Origin of the sequence: Bdellovibrio sp. ArHS (assembly GCF_000786105.1) — a bacterium.
In the GTDB taxonomy this organism is placed as follows: Bacteria; Bdellovibrionota; Bdellovibrionia; order Bdellovibrionales; family Bdellovibrionaceae; genus Bdellovibrio.
The window spans coordinates 22,022-37,451 of the sequence record NZ_JTEV01000002.1 but is presented as its reverse complement, the minus strand read 5'-3'; the positions used below and the strand labels follow the sequence as shown (position 1 = coordinate 37,451).

15 protein-coding genes and 1 tRNA gene are annotated in these 15,430 nt (G+C 48.1%); 2 read left to right on the top strand and 14 right to left on the bottom strand.

Annotated elements, in window-relative coordinates; translation table 11 throughout:
• Window positions 1–161 precede the first annotated feature (161 nt).
• Both OM95_RS00865 and OM95_RS00860 read right to left on the bottom strand, forming a co-directional pair.
• Window positions 162–237, bottom strand: a tRNA-Ala gene (locus OM95_RS00865).
• Between the two features lie 154 nt (window positions 238–391).
• Window positions 392–904, bottom strand: coding sequence for a hypothetical protein (locus OM95_RS00860; RefSeq protein WP_291515404.1), 513 nt, complete (start codon window positions 902–904; stop codon window positions 392–394).
• Between the two features lie 221 nt (window positions 905–1,125).
• On the opposite strand from OM95_RS00860, the gene OM95_RS00855 reads away from it, so the two are divergent.
• The gene (locus OM95_RS00855) at window positions 1,126–1,431 is read left to right on the top strand and encodes a cupin domain-containing protein (RefSeq protein ID WP_041869286.1); all 306 of its coding nucleotides are present in this window, start codon (window positions 1,126–1,128) and stop codon (window positions 1,429–1,431) included.
• A gap of 51 nt (window positions 1,432–1,482) precedes the next feature.
• Here the strand turns inward: OM95_RS00855 and OM95_RS00850 are convergent, their stop codons facing one another.
• Entirely contained in the window at window positions 1,483–2,796 is a 1,314-nt protein-coding gene (locus OM95_RS00850; protein WP_041869284.1) for a replication-associated recombination protein A, read from the bottom strand.
• A gap of 144 nt (window positions 2,797–2,940) precedes the next feature.
• On the opposite strand from OM95_RS00850, the gene OM95_RS00845 reads away from it, so the two are divergent.
• Window positions 2,941–3,219 (top strand): hypothetical protein, encoded by a 279-nt coding sequence (locus tag OM95_RS00845; RefSeq protein ID WP_041869282.1) that lies wholly within the window; start codon window positions 2,941–2,943, stop codon window positions 3,217–3,219.
• A gap of 41 nt (window positions 3,220–3,260) precedes the next feature.
• On the opposite strand, the gene OM95_RS00840 is transcribed toward OM95_RS00845, so the two are convergent.
• The 11 genes from OM95_RS00840 to carB form a co-directional block, all read right to left on the bottom strand.
• The gene (locus tag OM95_RS00840; RefSeq protein WP_041869280.1) at window positions 3,261–3,809 is read right to left on the bottom strand and encodes a hypothetical protein; all 549 of its coding nucleotides are present in this window, start codon (window positions 3,807–3,809) and stop codon (window positions 3,261–3,263) included.
• Between the two features lie 11 nt (window positions 3,810–3,820).
• Entirely contained in the window at window positions 3,821–5,935 is a 2,115-nt protein-coding gene (gene pilQ / locus OM95_RS00835; RefSeq protein ID WP_291515403.1) for a type IV pilus secretin PilQ, read from the bottom strand.
• Between the two features lie 24 nt (window positions 5,936–5,959).
• On the bottom strand, window positions 5,960–6,643 hold the full coding sequence (locus OM95_RS00830) for a pilus assembly protein PilP (RefSeq protein WP_041869276.1): 684 nt from the start codon (window positions 6,641–6,643) through the stop codon (window positions 5,960–5,962).
• Window positions 6,640–7,236 (bottom strand): type 4a pilus biogenesis protein PilO, encoded by a 597-nt coding sequence (gene pilO / locus OM95_RS00825; protein WP_041869274.1) that lies wholly within the window; start codon window positions 7,234–7,236, stop codon window positions 6,640–6,642. Before pilO ends, OM95_RS00830 begins: the two co-directional genes overlap by 4 nt.
• Window positions 7,233–7,832: a PilN domain-containing protein gene (locus OM95_RS00820; protein WP_041869272.1), complete on the bottom strand. Its 600-nt coding sequence runs from the start codon at window positions 7,830–7,832 to the stop codon at window positions 7,233–7,235. The genes pilO and OM95_RS00820 overlap by 4 nt, the downstream gene beginning before the upstream one ends.
• Window positions 7,829–8,884 carry a type IV pilus assembly protein PilM gene (gene pilM, locus OM95_RS00815; protein ID WP_041869270.1) on the bottom strand — a complete coding sequence of 352 codons (1,056 nt, stop codon included), beginning with the start codon at window positions 8,882–8,884 and terminating at the stop codon, window positions 7,829–7,831. Before pilM ends, OM95_RS00820 begins: the two co-directional genes overlap by 4 nt.
• Before the next feature lie 168 nt (window positions 8,885–9,052).
• Window positions 9,053–9,841 (bottom strand): A24 family peptidase, encoded by a 789-nt coding sequence (locus OM95_RS00810; RefSeq protein WP_041869269.1) that lies wholly within the window; start codon window positions 9,839–9,841, stop codon window positions 9,053–9,055.
• Window positions 9,834–10,604 (bottom strand): ABC transporter permease, encoded by a 771-nt coding sequence (locus OM95_RS00805; protein ID WP_041869267.1) that lies wholly within the window; start codon window positions 10,602–10,604, stop codon window positions 9,834–9,836. Before OM95_RS00805 ends, OM95_RS00810 begins: the two co-directional genes overlap by 8 nt.
• Window positions 10,597–11,340, bottom strand: a complete 744-nt coding sequence (locus OM95_RS00800; protein WP_041869265.1) for an ABC transporter ATP-binding protein — start codon at window positions 11,338–11,340, stop codon at window positions 10,597–10,599. The genes OM95_RS00805 and OM95_RS00800 overlap by 8 nt, the downstream gene beginning before the upstream one ends.
• A gap of 5 nt (window positions 11,341–11,345) precedes the next feature.
• Window positions 11,346–12,233, bottom strand: a complete 888-nt coding sequence (gene phnD, locus OM95_RS00795) for a phosphate/phosphite/phosphonate ABC transporter substrate-binding protein (RefSeq protein ID WP_041869264.1) — start codon at window positions 12,231–12,233, stop codon at window positions 11,346–11,348.
• Window positions 12,230–15,424, bottom strand: a complete 3,195-nt coding sequence (gene carB, locus OM95_RS00790) for a carbamoyl-phosphate synthase large subunit (protein WP_041869263.1) — start codon at window positions 15,422–15,424, stop codon at window positions 12,230–12,232. The genes phnD and carB overlap by 4 nt, the downstream gene beginning before the upstream one ends.
• Window positions 15,425–15,430 lie beyond the last annotated feature (6 nt).

The window sequence follows — 15,430 nt, the reverse complement described above, 5'->3', positions numbered from 1 at the left end:
AAAAATCTATCATTCTAGCTATTCAGTTTTCAAAGAGCGAAAATTCTTAATTCAAAGCTTCGTTGCCGAAGCGCGAGGAACCAATCTTAACGATTTTTTTGTCCCCGTCAATGTTCTTTTTTTATTTTTTTCGTTCGAGACGAACGTCATAAATAAAAAATTGGTGGAGGCAACAGGGATCGAACCTGCGACCTTCTGAATGCAAATCAGATGCTCTCCCAGCTGAGCTATGCCCCCGAACAAAGTGGAGCTGTTTTCTCGTAACGGCCCAAAAAGGTCAATAGCTTTTTTTCGAAAATTTAATTCGCGGTCGAAGTTGCTTAATAAGTAAACCGAGGTTTCTGCCTCGGTTTTTAGCAATCTTTCTTTAAGTATCTGATTTTACGTTAATTTATGCGCTGGCTTTAAATTTTGACGCAACAAGCCTATTGAGCCAGGCTCTTTCCGTGGTGAGGTCAAATCCGACCTTTTCTCCACCAGAAACAATGGCCATATATACCTTTTTAAGAATCTCAACTTCATGATCAAGTCCATTGTCGGCGCCTAAAGACTCTTCGATGGCATCGAAGACACTAACAAGATCTGGCGTGGTCACTACTTTAGGAATACGCCCCATATCCAGACCCAGTGTTTCCAGCGGCTTGAATCCCACAAGGGTTTCCGTCAGAAGAACTTTTGTTCCATTCTTGAAGTTAACTTGAATGAACGGCTTACCTTCTGAATCCGCACGATGAAGGACTTCGTTCACTTCTTGAGAATTAAAGCTGAAGAGCTTTCCGTCCAGGTCCTGGCGAATTTGCACTCGTCCTGACTCGTTGATCTTTGCACGAAGACCCTTCGATGCATCGACAAAATTCAAGATGTGATCTAATTCAGCATGTGTCGACTTAGATTTAATACTCAAAATACCCTCCCCTAATTAAAGGGTGTCCCTCTCATACATGGTAGGTATCGACAATCCACAAAAGGACTTAACGACAAAACAAAAAAAGATAATAAACAGGTCCCTTATCCTGTCGCAATTTGAACTAAAATTGGAGATAGTGTTTCATCAAGAGATTCAGCGGCGCTGTGACTTGTTTTCGCTGTGCCGATTTGAGATAAGGGAAACGAAAGAGGCTACTTATGATCATCACACGCTGGCAGGCTCCGGTCGTTCCGAGCAAAGAACAAGTTCATATGATTTTGGAATCAGAGGGGTTGGAACCTTATGATGAGGTTTACGAACCGCAGATGAAGGTTCAAGATCATCGCCATCCTTTTGCTGAGGTTCGCATTATTGTTTCTGGAGAAATGATCTTTAATATTTCAGGAAATCAGTTCGTTCTGCGTCCAGGGGACCGTGTTGAAATACCCGCTAACACCAAACATTCGCACGTGGCACAAGGGGCGCAAGGGTGTGTCTGTGTATGCGCGCAAAGAGCTATTTAAGTTTCACCAAATTCGCGAAATAAAAAAGAGAAAGGGCTTCTTTCTCTTTTTTTATTTTTCAGGTTTATGCCCCTTCATCCAATTCAAATAATCGCGGATATTCTTTTCAAAACCCCGGTTCGTCGGTTCATATAGAGGCTCAGTCTGTAAGTCTTCGGGCAAATAATTTTGTTCTACCCAGCCTGTGGGATAATTATGGGGATATTTGTAGTCACGCCCATAGCCCAAATCTTTGGCCAACGCCGTTTTCGCCGAGCGCAAGTGCAATGGGACAGGCTGAGTCCGTGTTTTTTCAACCAGTGCGCGCGCATTGTTTAGCGCCATGTAAGACGCATTCGATTTGGGACAGCAAGCTAGGTAAGTGGTCACTTGCGCAAGAGTGATAGCCCCTTCTGGAAGTCCAATTGCTTCGACCGCTTGGAGACCCGAAACGGCGACGGAAATGGCACGCGGATCAGCATTCCCGATATCTTCTGAGGCCAGAATGATCAGACGGCGCGCGATAAAGACGGGATCTTCTCCGCCATCAATCATGCGGGCCAAATAGTAAACGGCGGCGTCGGGATCACTGCCGCGCACACTTTTTATAAAAGCGGAAATCAGGTCGTAATGCATTTCGGAACTTTTGTCGTAACCCAAAGGGTTTTGCTGCAAAAGCTCACGCATGTCGTTGACATCAAGGCGCTCCCCGTCTTCTTGATCCTTCGTGAAGTTATAAAGAATTTCCAGACTGTTGATCAGGCGACGAGCATCCCCGTCGGAATACTCAAGAAGATTGTTAATCGCCTCTTTAGTCAGAATTCGTTCGAGAGGTTTTTTATAGTGGACTTCCGCACGCAGAAGGATCTTGCTTAAATCCTCTTCGGAAAGACGTTCAAAAATCACCACGCGACAGCGGCTTAAAAGAGCGCGGTTTAATTCGTAGCTGGGGTTTTCGGTCGTGGCCCCCACCAAAACCAAATCGCCTTTTTCCACAAATGGCAAAAGCACATCCTGCTGAGCCTTATTAAACCGATGGATTTCATCGACAAAAAGAACTGTCTTTTGCTGGAACTGCAGGCGACGGTCTTTGCCCTTTTCTCCCACTTCGCGCAAAACTTTCGCGCCAGCATCGACTGCATTGATATTTTCAAAATGAGCGTTGAAGTGCTGGGACAAGGCCAATGCAAACGTGGTTTTTCCTGTCCCAGGAGGCCCCCAAATAATCAGGCTGGGAAGGTATCCTTTTCTTAACATCTGGCCGAGTTTCGATTTCGGCCCCAAAGTTTTATCCTGTCCAATAATTTCATCAAGGTTCTTCGGGCGAAGAATCTCAGATAACGGCGATGAACTTAAGGCGGCGCTAGATGATGAGAAAAGATCCATGCCCCTGTCGTAAACCATTTATCCGCAGAAATCACTGAAAGATTATGTAACTTTAAGATCTTGCCGCCTAACAGGCTGACATTGCAGGAGTTTGTCTTGCCGACGCAAAGTGGTGCCTGTTCACTGAAGACATAGGAGGAATGCATGCGCAGTTCATTATGTGTCGTGGCGGCGATTGCGATGGTGATCGGCGGCTCTGTGGCAGCCTATCAAGCTGGAGGTCAAAGCTCATCCCTCTTGCCAAAGGCGACAGGAGCCTTCTCTGATGGGACCTCGGTGGAAACCGTCTCTCTGCTGGTTACCGGCTCCAGCACTACGGCATATCTTTATCAAATTAAACAGGCAGATGGAACGGTTTGCTATGGGATCTCGGGAGTTTCGGGAAGTGTGATTTCGGCTCCGCAGATTTCCTGCATAAAATAAAAACCCCGGCTTGGACCGGGGTTTTTCGAGTATTAAACTTCTTAGTAGCTTTGAATCGTGATCGTCGTCTGCACTTTAACCGGAGTTTCGTTCTGGCTGTCGTCTCGTTCTAAACCGAAGACCTCCAGGGTTCCTGTCGCAACAAACTGATTCGTGGAGTTGATGCCGCCGCAATACATCGCACAGCCTGTCGCATAGGAGGCCTCCCCCACGGGAATGGCAGCTTCTTTGGTCGCATTGTTGAACCACTCTGTGCGCAAAGCCGCCAACTGGTCTCCGCCATATTCACACGTCACTGGCGAGGCACTTCCGGGAATTTGGATGGAAACGCGGATAAAGGCGATAATCAATGTTTTGCTGGTGTCTTTGCGGGTAAATGTGATGACGGGAATCTTAAAATAGCTCGCTGACACATCAGGTGTTGCCGCATCCGAACCGGCGTTTCTTTGCGCTAAACAACTCACCGCTGTCGCCGGAATGAGAGGCAGTGTTGAGGACGTGATCGACACGTCCACATTTCCATCTTCTTGGGCGCAAGCCATCAGATTGGCCGTTAAAACAAGGATCAGAACGTACATTATTTTTTTCATTCGTGTTCCTTTTAGAAGTCCTGAGTTTGCGGGCTTGAGGCGTCCAGGGCTCCGATGATTCTCGGAGTTAAGAAGACCAAAAGCTCGGTTTTATCTTTTCTCACGTTCTTCGTTTTAAACAGGTAGCTGATATACGGGACGTCTCGCAACCAAGGAACACCGGTTTCACCGTCGGTGGCATCACTTTGATAGATACCACCAATCACGGCTGTTTGGCCGTTCTTCACAAGGACACGAGTGTTGGCTTCACGGCTGTTCACGGCAAAAGCGCCCTGACCAGCCCCGCTCGTATCAGCACCTTGGAACTGTCTGTTCACGTTCACTTTCATTATAACAGAACCATCGGCAGTCACCTGAGGAGTCACCTCTAATTTCATCGTCAATGGTTTGAACTGGAACGTTTCCTGAGTGGCTGTCCCATTCTGAGTCACCTGACGTACAGGCACTTCCGTCGTTTGCGTGATGTCCGCTTTTTCATTCGTCATGGTCATGATTCGTGGCGCGGAAATGACCTTCACCTGCTCTTCGGTTTCAGAAAGCGCTAAAGCCGCCTGCAAAGTTCCGAAGACATCCAAAGTACCAACGCTCAGGTTGAAATTGAAGTTGCCCGGGGTTGTTGCCGTCGGATTGACGTTAAAGCTGGGATTCATATTCACAGGACCGCGAGCGGTCGAACCCAATTTGATAGGCGAACCGGTGGCTCCCCAATTGATCCCGATGTTGCGAGTGAAACTTTCTTTCGCCTCGACGATTTTTCCTTCAACCAGAACTTGCGGTGGTTGCGTATCCAAGCTGGCGATCAACTTTGCCGCTCTTTCCAGATTTTCTTCGATATCGGTAACAACCAGGGCGTTCGTGCGCACATCACCGACCACCCGACCGCGATCACCTAAGAAATCTTTGATTTTCTTTTCAAGCTCATCAACGCGGGCATAGCTAACTGGAAACATGCGAACTTTAAGAGGCTCAATATTTTTGCGCGCTTGAGCCAGCTTATTGGCATCATCTTCTTCGGCTCTTAAATCCTGAAGAGGGGCGATACGCAGGACATTGCCTTGGCGAGTGTAACCAAGCTTTTTCGCTTTCATAATGACAACCAAGGCCTGATCCCAAGGTACTTGGCGAAGCTTCAGACTGATGTTGCCTTTCACATCTTCGGAAAGAACCATGTTCACGCCGCTTTCTTCAGTGATGAAGTTCAAAGCGTCACGAATATCCATATTGTTCGTTTCGATAGAAATTTTTTTACCGTAGAACTTCGTGTTTCCAGCCAAAAATTCCTGAAGATTTTGACTCGGAAGAATTTGCTGTTGCGGTGGTTCTTCCACGGGTGTGGCCTGAACGGTAGAACTCGCTTCTCCAGAACTATTGGCTACGATCAAAAGAGCATTGCCTTCAGATTGAACCGTCGGCTCTGCCACGCCTTCGCGCAACTGGATCACAAAGCGGGCTGTTGTCGAACCCGGGTTTTGATAGGCATCAATCGCACCAACGCTGCCCTTGATATCACGAGTGTTCAAAGAACGCTTTAATCGGTCTGGCAACGTAGCATTGTCGACTTCAATAACAAACTGACGCAAATCCGGATTCGTGCGGGTTGTGTAAGTCAAAGGCTTGTTCGCATTGACGATCACCGTTCCGCCGGTTTCGTTAGCCTTAAATTGAAGATCCGTGATCATTGCCGGCTCACCATTGTTAACAACCGGCGCTGTTTCTTGAACGGGCGTGGGAATTGTTTCTGTGACCGTCGGCTCCGCCGGCACATCTGGAGTTGGTGTTGGCGCATCCGCAACTGTCGTATCCGCGAAGGGGTCCTCCGTCGGAGACGTTTCCTCAGGTGCAGGAGCTCCTTCTGCTTGTTGAGGCACGTCAGAAGATTGATTGATCTCTTCTTCAATGGCGAGGTCTTGGTCCCCTTGCTCCGCAGGAGCCGCTTCGGCCTGTTGGCCAGAGCCGGATTCGTCGAATTCCGCGAAATCATCTTGAGCTCCAGAGTCCGCAGGAGCGACCTCGGCCGAATCAGCGCCATCCAAAGATAATTCGTCATCCTCTACCGGACGACTGGCACAAGAGGTCAGGGATGCAATCATTGCACTTAGGATTAATAATCTAATGAATCCTTTCATTAGCTCCTCCTTAGGTATAAAAAACTATTTTCTCAACTCTAAAATGCGAGATTCTTTGATGGATTTCCCGTCCTCGTATTTTGTTTCAACGACGACAATTTCACCTTCGCGAATGGCCGCTACAAATCCTTCGTTTCGACCAATCTTAGAGTTTTTTGTAACTGTAAATACGGCACCGTCGGGATCACGCACCATCGCTCGAGGCGTTGATACGTCCCACAAAATACCCACGATCTGCAAACGATCGGTTTCCCACCGCTGCAAAGGTTCCAACACTTCAGCCGCAGACTTGTTCGCTTCAGTCAGTGTCGGACGAACCGTTCGGAATGGTTTGAAAGGGTCGCGTTTCCCAGTTGGGTCATACATATAACCATCGCGGGGAAGAATATCGGAGGCCGAAGGGGCCGGTGCTGTCACCGTGTCGCCCACAGGAATATCCATCGGTGGTGGCGGCACTGTCGGCTGAGCTGCGGGTGGCGTTTGAGCAGCAGGTGTTTCTGCCGGAGCGGCCGCGGGTTTTCCCGTCCCCCCTGTAGGTGGAACTTGGGTCGCCTCGACCTCTTTCAAAAAGTCAGCGGGAAGGTCACCCGACGAAGGGGCTTCCTGAGACTGCGCGGGCGTAATAAATCGCACGCTGACTGCAAATGCAAGCCAGAGTCCTATTGCCGCCACTAAAATGTAAGACACAATCCATCTTACAGACTTCACTTGGGAGTCTCCGTACCCTCAGGTTTCTTTTGTTCAGGCGCAAGCTTGTATCCTACAACCTGACCCTCAAATTTTAGTTTCCCGCCGGTCACCGGTTCGGGTCTTGTCACAATAACATTTTTCACGCGAGACATACGCTCTGCCGCAGATACCAGATAGGCAAACTGAGCCAACTCGGCGTAAGTTCCTTCCAAAGTCACCTCAACCGGAACTTCTTCAACGACTTCTCTTTTGATGTTTTCAGCGGGCTTTTTCATCTTCACGCTGACACCCGCATTACGAGCAAAATCATCAATGGCTTTATTGATATCAATCGAAAATAAAGCCGAAGGCAAACGACGAGAAATCTCCTGATATTTCTGGCTGAGTTGACCTACTTTTTCCTGCATTTCCTGCACTTGTTTTAAGGTCGCGTCCGTATCTTTCTTTTTCTTTTCTTCTTCTTGCAGCTGTTGTGTGACCGAAGCTACTTGCGAATCAATGGTGGAACCATCATCGTAAAGGGCATACCAATAAAAAGCGGTCAAAGCCAAACCGATGAGAAGAATTTTACCGACCTGTTGAGCTGCGAGAACTTCAAAAAACTTATTCATTCCGGTCTCTCCAACAAGCAGCTGATTTCAAACTTCTTAAGAATGGAGCCGTCCTGGGTCACCTCGCTAGAGCTGACCAGATTGACATCCATCAAGAAAACACTTTTTGTTAAAGCTTCCAGGAACGTGGACACCTCGAAATCACTCAATGCCAAGCCTTGGATGTTCACGCGATCCGGGTTGATTTGGATACGGGTTAACCAGGCTTTTTCCGGAATCAACGACTGCAAAAGATCCATGACCCGAACTTCCCGTTGTCGGTCCTTGGCCAATTTTTCCAGCGCCGAAATACGCGCTGCCATCAGAGCTTCGTCTTCTTTAAATTTTTTAATTTCTGCAACCGAAGCCGCCTGGCGCGAGTTATAACTTTGCAGCTCACTTAAGACCTGGGTTTTTGCATTGAGGTCCGCGACCTTGCCTGGAATGTTCTGATTTTCATAAATATAGAGAGCGGCAGGCCCCACCAAAAGTAGGACGAGACGCTTCAGCGCCTCCTTGCGGGCCTCATCAGGAGAAACAAAACCATCGGATGAAATTCCGAGTGAGGCTCCGACGGAAGGACTGACGGTAGAGGTGGCAAGATTGATCTTAATCATGTCGAATCCCCCACTTCACGAAGAGCCAAACCGGTAACTACGGCCGCAAATGAGCTGATCTGCTCCAAATATTCCGGAGAGAATTTTTTGGGATTGGCTTTCACGCGCAAGAAAGGATTGAAGGGCTCCATCAGGATACCCGTAACGCGAGAAACAGTTTCCGTTAAACCGGAAGTCGCCGAGCTTCCTCCGGTGAAGAAACAGCGGTTCAACACCAAGCCATTGGTCGTCGCACTTAAGAAATCCAAACTGCTGCGAATTTCTTCTGTCACGGCCTCATTGGTGGCACTGATAATCGAATGGACTTCGTCAGGAACTTCCCGACGAGAAATCGCACTGAGCTTTAAGGCTTCCGCTTCGGCCACCGTGACACCCATTGCTTTATGAATCTCATTTGTGTAGTTCGCACCACCCACAGGAATATCGCGACAGAAAATCACTTCTCCATTTTGCAGAACCACGAAATTCGTGATCGCCGCACCGAAGTTCAGGATGCCAACCACCTCACCAGGAATTTTTCCGTAGTTGAGTTCGAAGGCATTGGCTAACGCAAAACCACTCACATCGAGAACACCGCAGCTCAGTCCGCTGATCTCGATAACCTGAGTGTACTGAGTAACAAGTTCGTTTTGCGCGGCAATCAGAAGAATATCCATGGTGTCGGGCGAACTGCTGCCCGAGAGAATGTGGTGAGCCAAACTAATATTGTTAATATCAAACGGGATGTATTGTTCAGCTTCAAAACGAATTTGGTCTTTGATCAGTTTTTTATCCATGCGTGGAATCGTGATTTTTTTCACGATCACCGCAGTTCCCCACATGGCCGTCGCAAGACTTTTGCGCTTGGATTTGACTTCGTTGACCAGAGACTGAATTGCGATCCCTACAGATCCGATGTCCACGATCTCGCCACCAGAAACGGCATTGGGAGGTGTTGGCGCGAAACCAAAGGAAAGCAGTTGGGCTCCTTTACCATTGAAGTCCATTTCAGCAAGCTTGATGGAACTCGTTCCGATGTCGAGTCCGATAACTTTCTTTGACTTAAAAAACATGCTTACGCTGCTTCCCCAGTTGTATCCACCAGATGTCTTTTCAAAGACTTACGTCCTTTAGACGCAAGTCCTAAATAATAAAATTATTTCTGCTTGGAATGTGAATGTCAAATAAGGGGTCTAGCTTCTGAGACGAATATAAGCTTATAGTCCTAGGTCCAGCCAGACCTAGACCCCGGGTAAGAACAGATCGAAATACCAAAGAGCGATCGTTTCGCCGCCAAAAAGATAGAAAATAGCACCCAGAGCGAGATAGGGCCCAAAGGGAATCACCGTCTTTAGTCCAGCCTTTTGTTTTCGCGACATTACGATTCCGACAACACTCCCGACGATGGCGGATGACATGATAACAAAGGGAATGGCTTTCCAACCCAAAAGAGCTCCGATCCAAGCCAGAAGCTTGATGTCACCTCCACCCATGCCTTCGTTTTTAGTCAGTAGGTAATACACATAGGCCATTCCCCAGAGGAATCCGCCCCCCATCAACACGCCTAAAAGAGCATCCACGAATTCACGCTGTGGATTCAACGCAGCCCCCACGAGCCCGATGACGATTCCGGATAAAGTGAACTCGTCAGGCAAGATCATGTGATCGAAATCGATGAAAGTGCAGACCACCAAACCAAAAATGAAAATCAGATATTCGAGCAACGACCAAGAGAATCCCACATAGTGATAGCTGAGCGCGAACAGCGACGCCATGATCAACTCGACCAAAGGGTAACGGAAAGAGAATTTAGCACCACAGTGGCGACAACGCCCGCGCAAAAGGAACCAGCTAAATATCGGGATGTTGTCGTACCATTTGATCTGTTTTTTGCAGCTATAACAATAACTACGCGGCTTAACCACGCTTTCATCCTTGGGAAGACGATAGATTACGACATTGCCGAAACTGCCAAAAAGAGCGCCCAGAATAAAGAAAACAACTAAAAAGAAGATATCCTGATCAAACAATGTCTTTTCTCCTGAAGAAAAAATTCGTTACAAGAATTAAAATCAGAGCCCAGCCGGTCATGTGAGCCACCATCCAACCTACGTGAGAAGCGGGAATGCCCTGCTCAAGAAAGTAAAACGACTTCCAGTTCATGCGGTAAAGATTGGGCGTGATCCAGTGAAACACTTCAACTGCGTAGATAAAAGCCTGCTCTTTGCTTTTTTCCGCAAAAAACGCCAGATCCCCCAGCCAGTGTCCCAATAAAAACACCATCACACCGGCCCCTAATGCCAGAACCGGCCGCACAAGCAAACTGAAACAAATCACCAGGCAAAGCACCACAGCGCTTTCAAACCACAGACTTAAGCAAATAAAAAAATAATTTCCCCAAAGGTTCGGAGTTTTCCACAGACCTAAGAGGCCCCATAAAAGGACGGCGAGGGCGCCAATCAAAAGAGTGTTCAAGGCCAGGACCCCAAAGAGTTTACCCAGAATGAACTGATCCCGCGTGACGGGCCGAGATAAGATCAAAAGACAGGTTTGTTTTTCGATTTCTTTCGCGAGCAAGTACGAACCCGAAAAAAGAGCCACCCCTAAAGCGGCCACTTGGATGGCTAAAAAACCGAAGTCAGTAAGAATTTTTTGTTGTTCCGCGAAGGACAGGGCTCCCAATAAAAAACTGAGCGCCAAAAGAGCCACCGCTATTAAAACCACGACCAAAAAGACGCGTTCGCGCAACATTTCCCGCAAGGTCGTTCTGGCCAAAGCCCACAATTTAGCCATGGGCCTCCTCTTTGCCTTTCAGAACAGAAAATGCTCTTTCCAAACTTTGGAACTCGGACATAAACGCAGTCAGCACCCCGTCATAGAGAATTTGACCGCGATTAATCACCACCAGGTGCGAGCAAAGCTCTTCCATGTCTTGAAGCAAGTGGCTGCTGAAGAAAAGACTGACTCCCCGCTTTTGTTCTTCGCGCAGGATATCTTTGACCATGGCCCGACCATCGGGGTCCAAACCCGACATCGGCTCATCCAAGATCAGCAAGTCAGGACGCGTGAGAATTGCTTGGGCGATACCAATCCTTTGCAACATTCCTTTGGAGTAAGTCCGCAGACGACGGTCTTTGGCCTCCATCAAGTCGACCTTTTTCAAAGCCTCGTGCGCTCTTTCGTAAAATCCTTTTAAAGACGAACCGTAACAAAGGTTCCAGTGCAGCTTAAGAAATTCCATGCCTGTCAGGAATTCATAAAGATAGGGCCGTTCCGGAAGGTACCCTATGCGCGTTTTTATTTCACTGCTAAGAGAGCGCCCAAAAAAAAGAATTTCCCCGCTATCAGGCCGGATGAAATCAAAAAGGCATTTGATGGAGGTGGTTTTGCCGGAGCCGTTACTGCCCACGAAACCGGAAGTTTGGCCTTCTGGCAATGCGAAGCTGACATCCCGAAGAACGTGACGGTCCTTTTCAAAAAGACCGCCTTTAAACGTCTTATTCAGATTACGAACTGTCAGTACCGACATGTAGCTTAAGGTTTCAGCTCAAGTGCTTTTACCATCTCCCTGACAGGATCATACTGTTTAGAAGTGGCTGGCATCAAGTCGCGAGTCCCTAAAATTTCCGAGTATGTGTTTTTATCTTTCAAAGATTCCAAGATATCGATCAGGGTGAACATCAAAGTATGTGTGACTTTAGGATACAGATCATAGAAGTCCTGACGAACACAGAACGGATCGTTGGGAATCGGAGCACTCATCCAAAGCACACGGTATTTGGCTTTTTTATCCGTGGCAAAAAGCTTCCAGGCCCCCTGCTCGCCTTTTTCGTCATCACTGAAAACCGCGGCGGCATCGACCTTTTTGGCCTCTAAGAACTGAATGGACGCCTGATGGTTTCCAGAAAACGCCACTTCTTTAAAATCTTTTTGCTGAAGTCCCACTTTTCTCAGCGCTACCTGCGGGTACAAATAACCTGAGGACGACTTATCGTCGACAAAAGCAATGCGTTTACCTTTTAGGTCTTTCAGCTTTTTAATTCCTGATTTTTCCGGCGTGATGATCGCTGAAAAATAATAGGGATTGTGCCACACTTTTTTTAAAAGCACCTTCGCCTGCGCCTGTTGTTCGGCAAAAACATAGGTCGCCGATGAAAAGAACGCGAAGTCGACTTTTTTCGTCTTCATCGCTTCAATCAAGCCGTCATAGTTTTTGGAAACGTAAATATTCACTGGGATATTGAGCTTGGCTTGCAGCTCTTTGGCCAAACCAAGGCTTTGCTCTCTTAAAATTTCCGGATTTCCGCCCGGGATCACACCAATGGTGATCGCCGGTGGGGTGGCTTCAGCACCATTGGTTTCCGCCGCCTTCACAGTTGAAAAAACCAACAGCGTACAAAGTCCTAGAATGAGTCTTTTCAAAATTCCTCCATCGGGGTCAGGGCCTCGACAGATGATGACTCATTTCTTTCATTTTTCAAAGCAAGAACAAACGCCTCGGCAGCATCACTTTCCGTTAGACAAGGAATATTGTAATCCGTGCAAGCTCGACGAATGTCGAAGCTGGCTTCAATGGCACGTTTGCCTGAGGTGGTATTGATGACAAAGGCCACTTCGCCTGAGCGGATCTTATCCACACAGTGCGGACGTCCTTCATCGACTTTTCTTAACGAAAGACAGTTCACGCCATGGTCATTAAAGAAGGTCGCGGTGCCCGTCGTTGCCGACACACCATAACCCATTCTTTGCAGTTCCTTCGCCAAAGTGAGCATTCCCTCTTTATCTTTATCACGCAGCGAGAAGAAGACCTGCCCCATCTTCGGAAGTCTTATGTTACTTGAAAGAAAGGCTTTGGAAAGCGCTTCGGAATAATTCTTTCCTCGTCCCATGCTTTCACCGGTGGATTTCATCTCAGGCCCCAGTAACGAGTCTGATTCCGGGAACTTTTTGAAAGGGAAAACCACGCCTTTGACTGACACAGTCTGTGTCTTTCGCCATTTCAAGCCATCGAGCTTCAGATCTTTCTTCCTTTTGCCCAACATGGCCGCAACACCCAAATCAATCAACGGGATGCTGGTCGCTTTAGCCACAAAAGGCACTGAGCGTGAACTGCGAGGATTGGCTTCAAGCATATAAACCACGTCGTTTTTAACGGCGAGCTGTAGATTCAAATGACCAATCACACCGATACGGTCAGCCAAACGTTTACTTAAGTCTTCAATGCGTTCACAGGTCTCATCTTTCAAGCGATGTGGTGGCAATACACCCATGGAATCCCCTGAGTGCACGCCGGCGGCTTCGATGTGTTCGACGACTCCGCCCACAACAGTCCAATCCTGACCACGTACTAAATCCACGTCCACTTCCAAGGCGCCCGCCAGAAACTGATCCATCAAACAGGGCTTTTCTGCCGAGATATAATCCTTGTGGCGCTGGAAGTAAGAAAGAAGTTCATCACGATTCTCGATGACCTCCATGCGACGTCCGCCTAACACATAGCTAGGACGGCAGATCATGGGATAGCCCACAGCCTCTTCGTGTTGAAGAGCTTCTACGACGGAACCCGCCATTGCCGATTTAGGAATGGCAAAGTTCAACTCGCGACAGATTTTAGAGAATAGACCACGATCTTCCGCAAGATCGATGGTTTCCAAAGAAGAGCCTAAAAGTTTGTAACCAGCTTTCACCAATTCCGGCGCGACGTTGATCGGCGTTTGACCGCCTAACTGCGCCACAAAACCCATTGGCTGCATGAAGCGCATAATTTCAATCAGACTTTCAGCCGTCAGAGGTTCAAAGAACAAGACGTCTGAAGTGTCGTAATCTGTGGAAACAGTCTCGGGATTTGAATTGACCATCACCACTTTGCTGCCGGCCTTTTGAAAGGCCTTCACGCCACGCACGCAGCTGTAGTCGAATTCAATACCTTGCCCAATGCGATTAGGCCCACTGCCAATCACCACGACGGCGTTGGCGGCGTTCACTTTTGCAGAGACCGAAGGCCAATAAGAAGAATAGAAGTAAGGCGTGGTCGATTCGAACTCTCCGGCACAGGTATCCACCTGTTGATACTTCGGCAAAATACCTTGTTTTTCCCTGAGGGCGCGCACTTCGGATTCCTTTTTTCCCGCCAAAACGGCGATGCGGGCATCGGTGAAACCTTTTCTTTTCGCGGCAAGAAGCAGATCTGCATTCGCCTCGCTGAAGTCATTTTTGATTTTGCCTTCGAACTTGATCAGAGCCTCGATCTGTTCCAGGAAATACGGATTGATGCGAGTCAATTCTTCGATTTCCGCCACAGTTTTTCCATCGCGGAAGGCCTGGAAAAGATGATAGATCCGCTGACTATTCGGATAAGAAACTTTTCCGATTTCCAAAGCCACTTCCGGAATTCCTTGCGGATTTTTCTCAAGACTTGCCAACGCTTTCATCAGGGATTCTTGTAAAGTTCTGCCAATCCCCATGACTTCGCCAACGCTTTTCATTTGTGTCGTCAAAGAGTCCTTAGAACCAGAGAATTTTTCAAAAGCAAATCGAGGAATTTTTGTAACGACATAGTCCAACGCGGGTTCGTAACAAGACGGAGTGACCTTGGTAATGTCATTTTGAAGTTCGTCAAGGCTGTAGCCAATCGCCAGCAAAGCGGCGATCTTGGCGATGGGAAAGCCCGTCGCCTTACTTGCCAACGCGGACGAACGGCTTACGCGCGGATTCATCTCAATCACGACGCGTTCGCGTGTTGTTGGATGGACCGCGAACTGAATGTTAGCTCCGCCTGTTTGAATACCTACTTCATTGATAATCTTGCACGCTTCATCACGCATATGCTGATATTCGCGGTCACTTAAGGTTTGCTGAGGAGCGACCGTAATACTGTCACCGGTGTGCACGCCGCAAGGATCAAGATTCTCGATACTGCAGACGACGACGAATGTGCCCTTATGGTCACGCATCACTTCCAGCTCGAATTCTTTCCATCCCAGAATACTTTCTTCTACCAGAACTTCAGACGTCGGGCTTTCATGCAAAGCAGTCACCAGCATCTTTTTGTATTCTTCAGGCGAATAGGCAATCCCGCCCCCACCACCGCCTAGCGTGTAGTTGGGTCGCAGGATCATTGGATAACCTAGGTCCTCCGCGATCTGCATGCCATGTTCGAAAGTGCGCACCAGATGGCTTTTCGGATAGCGCGCGCCAATTTTATCCAACAATCCCCGGAAGATCTCGCGATCCTCTCCGGCCTTGATAACTTCAGGAGTCGCCCCCAACAGTTGGACTTTGTGTTTTTGCAGAATGCCTTTAGCGTGAAGATCAAGCGCCAAGTTCAGCGCCGTCTGCCCCCCTAACGTGGGGATCACAGCATCGGGCTTTTCTTTTTCGATGATTTTTTCAAGATATTCAACCTTCAGGGGCTCGACATAAACTCGGGTGGCCACCTCGGGGTCCGTCATGATGGTCGCAGGATTGGAATTGACAAGAATCACTTCCAATCCTTCTTTCATCAGGGCCTTACAGGCTTGAGTGCCGGAGTAATCAAACTCACAGGCTTGTCCAATTACGATGGGTCCAGATCCAATAATCAATACCCGTTTTAGGCTGGACTTACGCGACACTCTTTC

What these genes read in the sequence shown, in the direction of transcription:
- OM95_RS00855 (WP_041869286.1), top strand. Translation starts at nt 1,126, where the DNA reads ATGATCATCACACGCTGGCAGGCTCCGGTCGTTCCGAGCAAAGAACAA.
- OM95_RS00850 (WP_041869284.1), bottom strand. Translation starts at nt 2,796, where the DNA reads ATGGATCTTTTCTCATCATCTAGCGCCGCCTTAAGTTCATCGCCGTTA.
- OM95_RS00845 (WP_041869282.1), top strand. Translation starts at nt 2,941, where the DNA reads ATGCGCAGTTCATTATGTGTCGTGGCGGCGATTGCGATGGTGATCGGC.
- OM95_RS00840 (WP_041869280.1), bottom strand. Translation starts at nt 3,809, where the DNA reads ATGAAAAAAATAATGTACGTTCTGATCCTTGTTTTAACGGCCAATCTG.
- pilQ (WP_291515403.1), bottom strand. Translation starts at nt 5,935, where the DNA reads ATGAAAGGATTCATTAGATTATTAATCCTAAGTGCAATGATTGCATCC.
- pilO (WP_041869274.1), bottom strand. Translation starts at nt 7,236, where the DNA reads ATGAATAAGTTTTTTGAAGTTCTCGCAGCTCAACAGGTCGGTAAAATT.
- OM95_RS00820 (WP_041869272.1), bottom strand. Translation starts at nt 7,832, where the DNA reads ATGATTAAGATCAATCTTGCCACCTCTACCGTCAGTCCTTCCGTCGGA.
- pilM (WP_041869270.1), bottom strand. Translation starts at nt 8,884, where the DNA reads ATGTTTTTTAAGTCAAAGAAAGTTATCGGACTCGACATCGGAACGAGT.
- OM95_RS00805 (WP_041869267.1), bottom strand. Translation starts at nt 10,604, where the DNA reads ATGGCTAAATTGTGGGCTTTGGCCAGAACGACCTTGCGGGAAATGTTG.
- OM95_RS00800 (WP_041869265.1), bottom strand. Translation starts at nt 11,340, where the DNA reads ATGTCGGTACTGACAGTTCGTAATCTGAATAAGACGTTTAAAGGCGGT.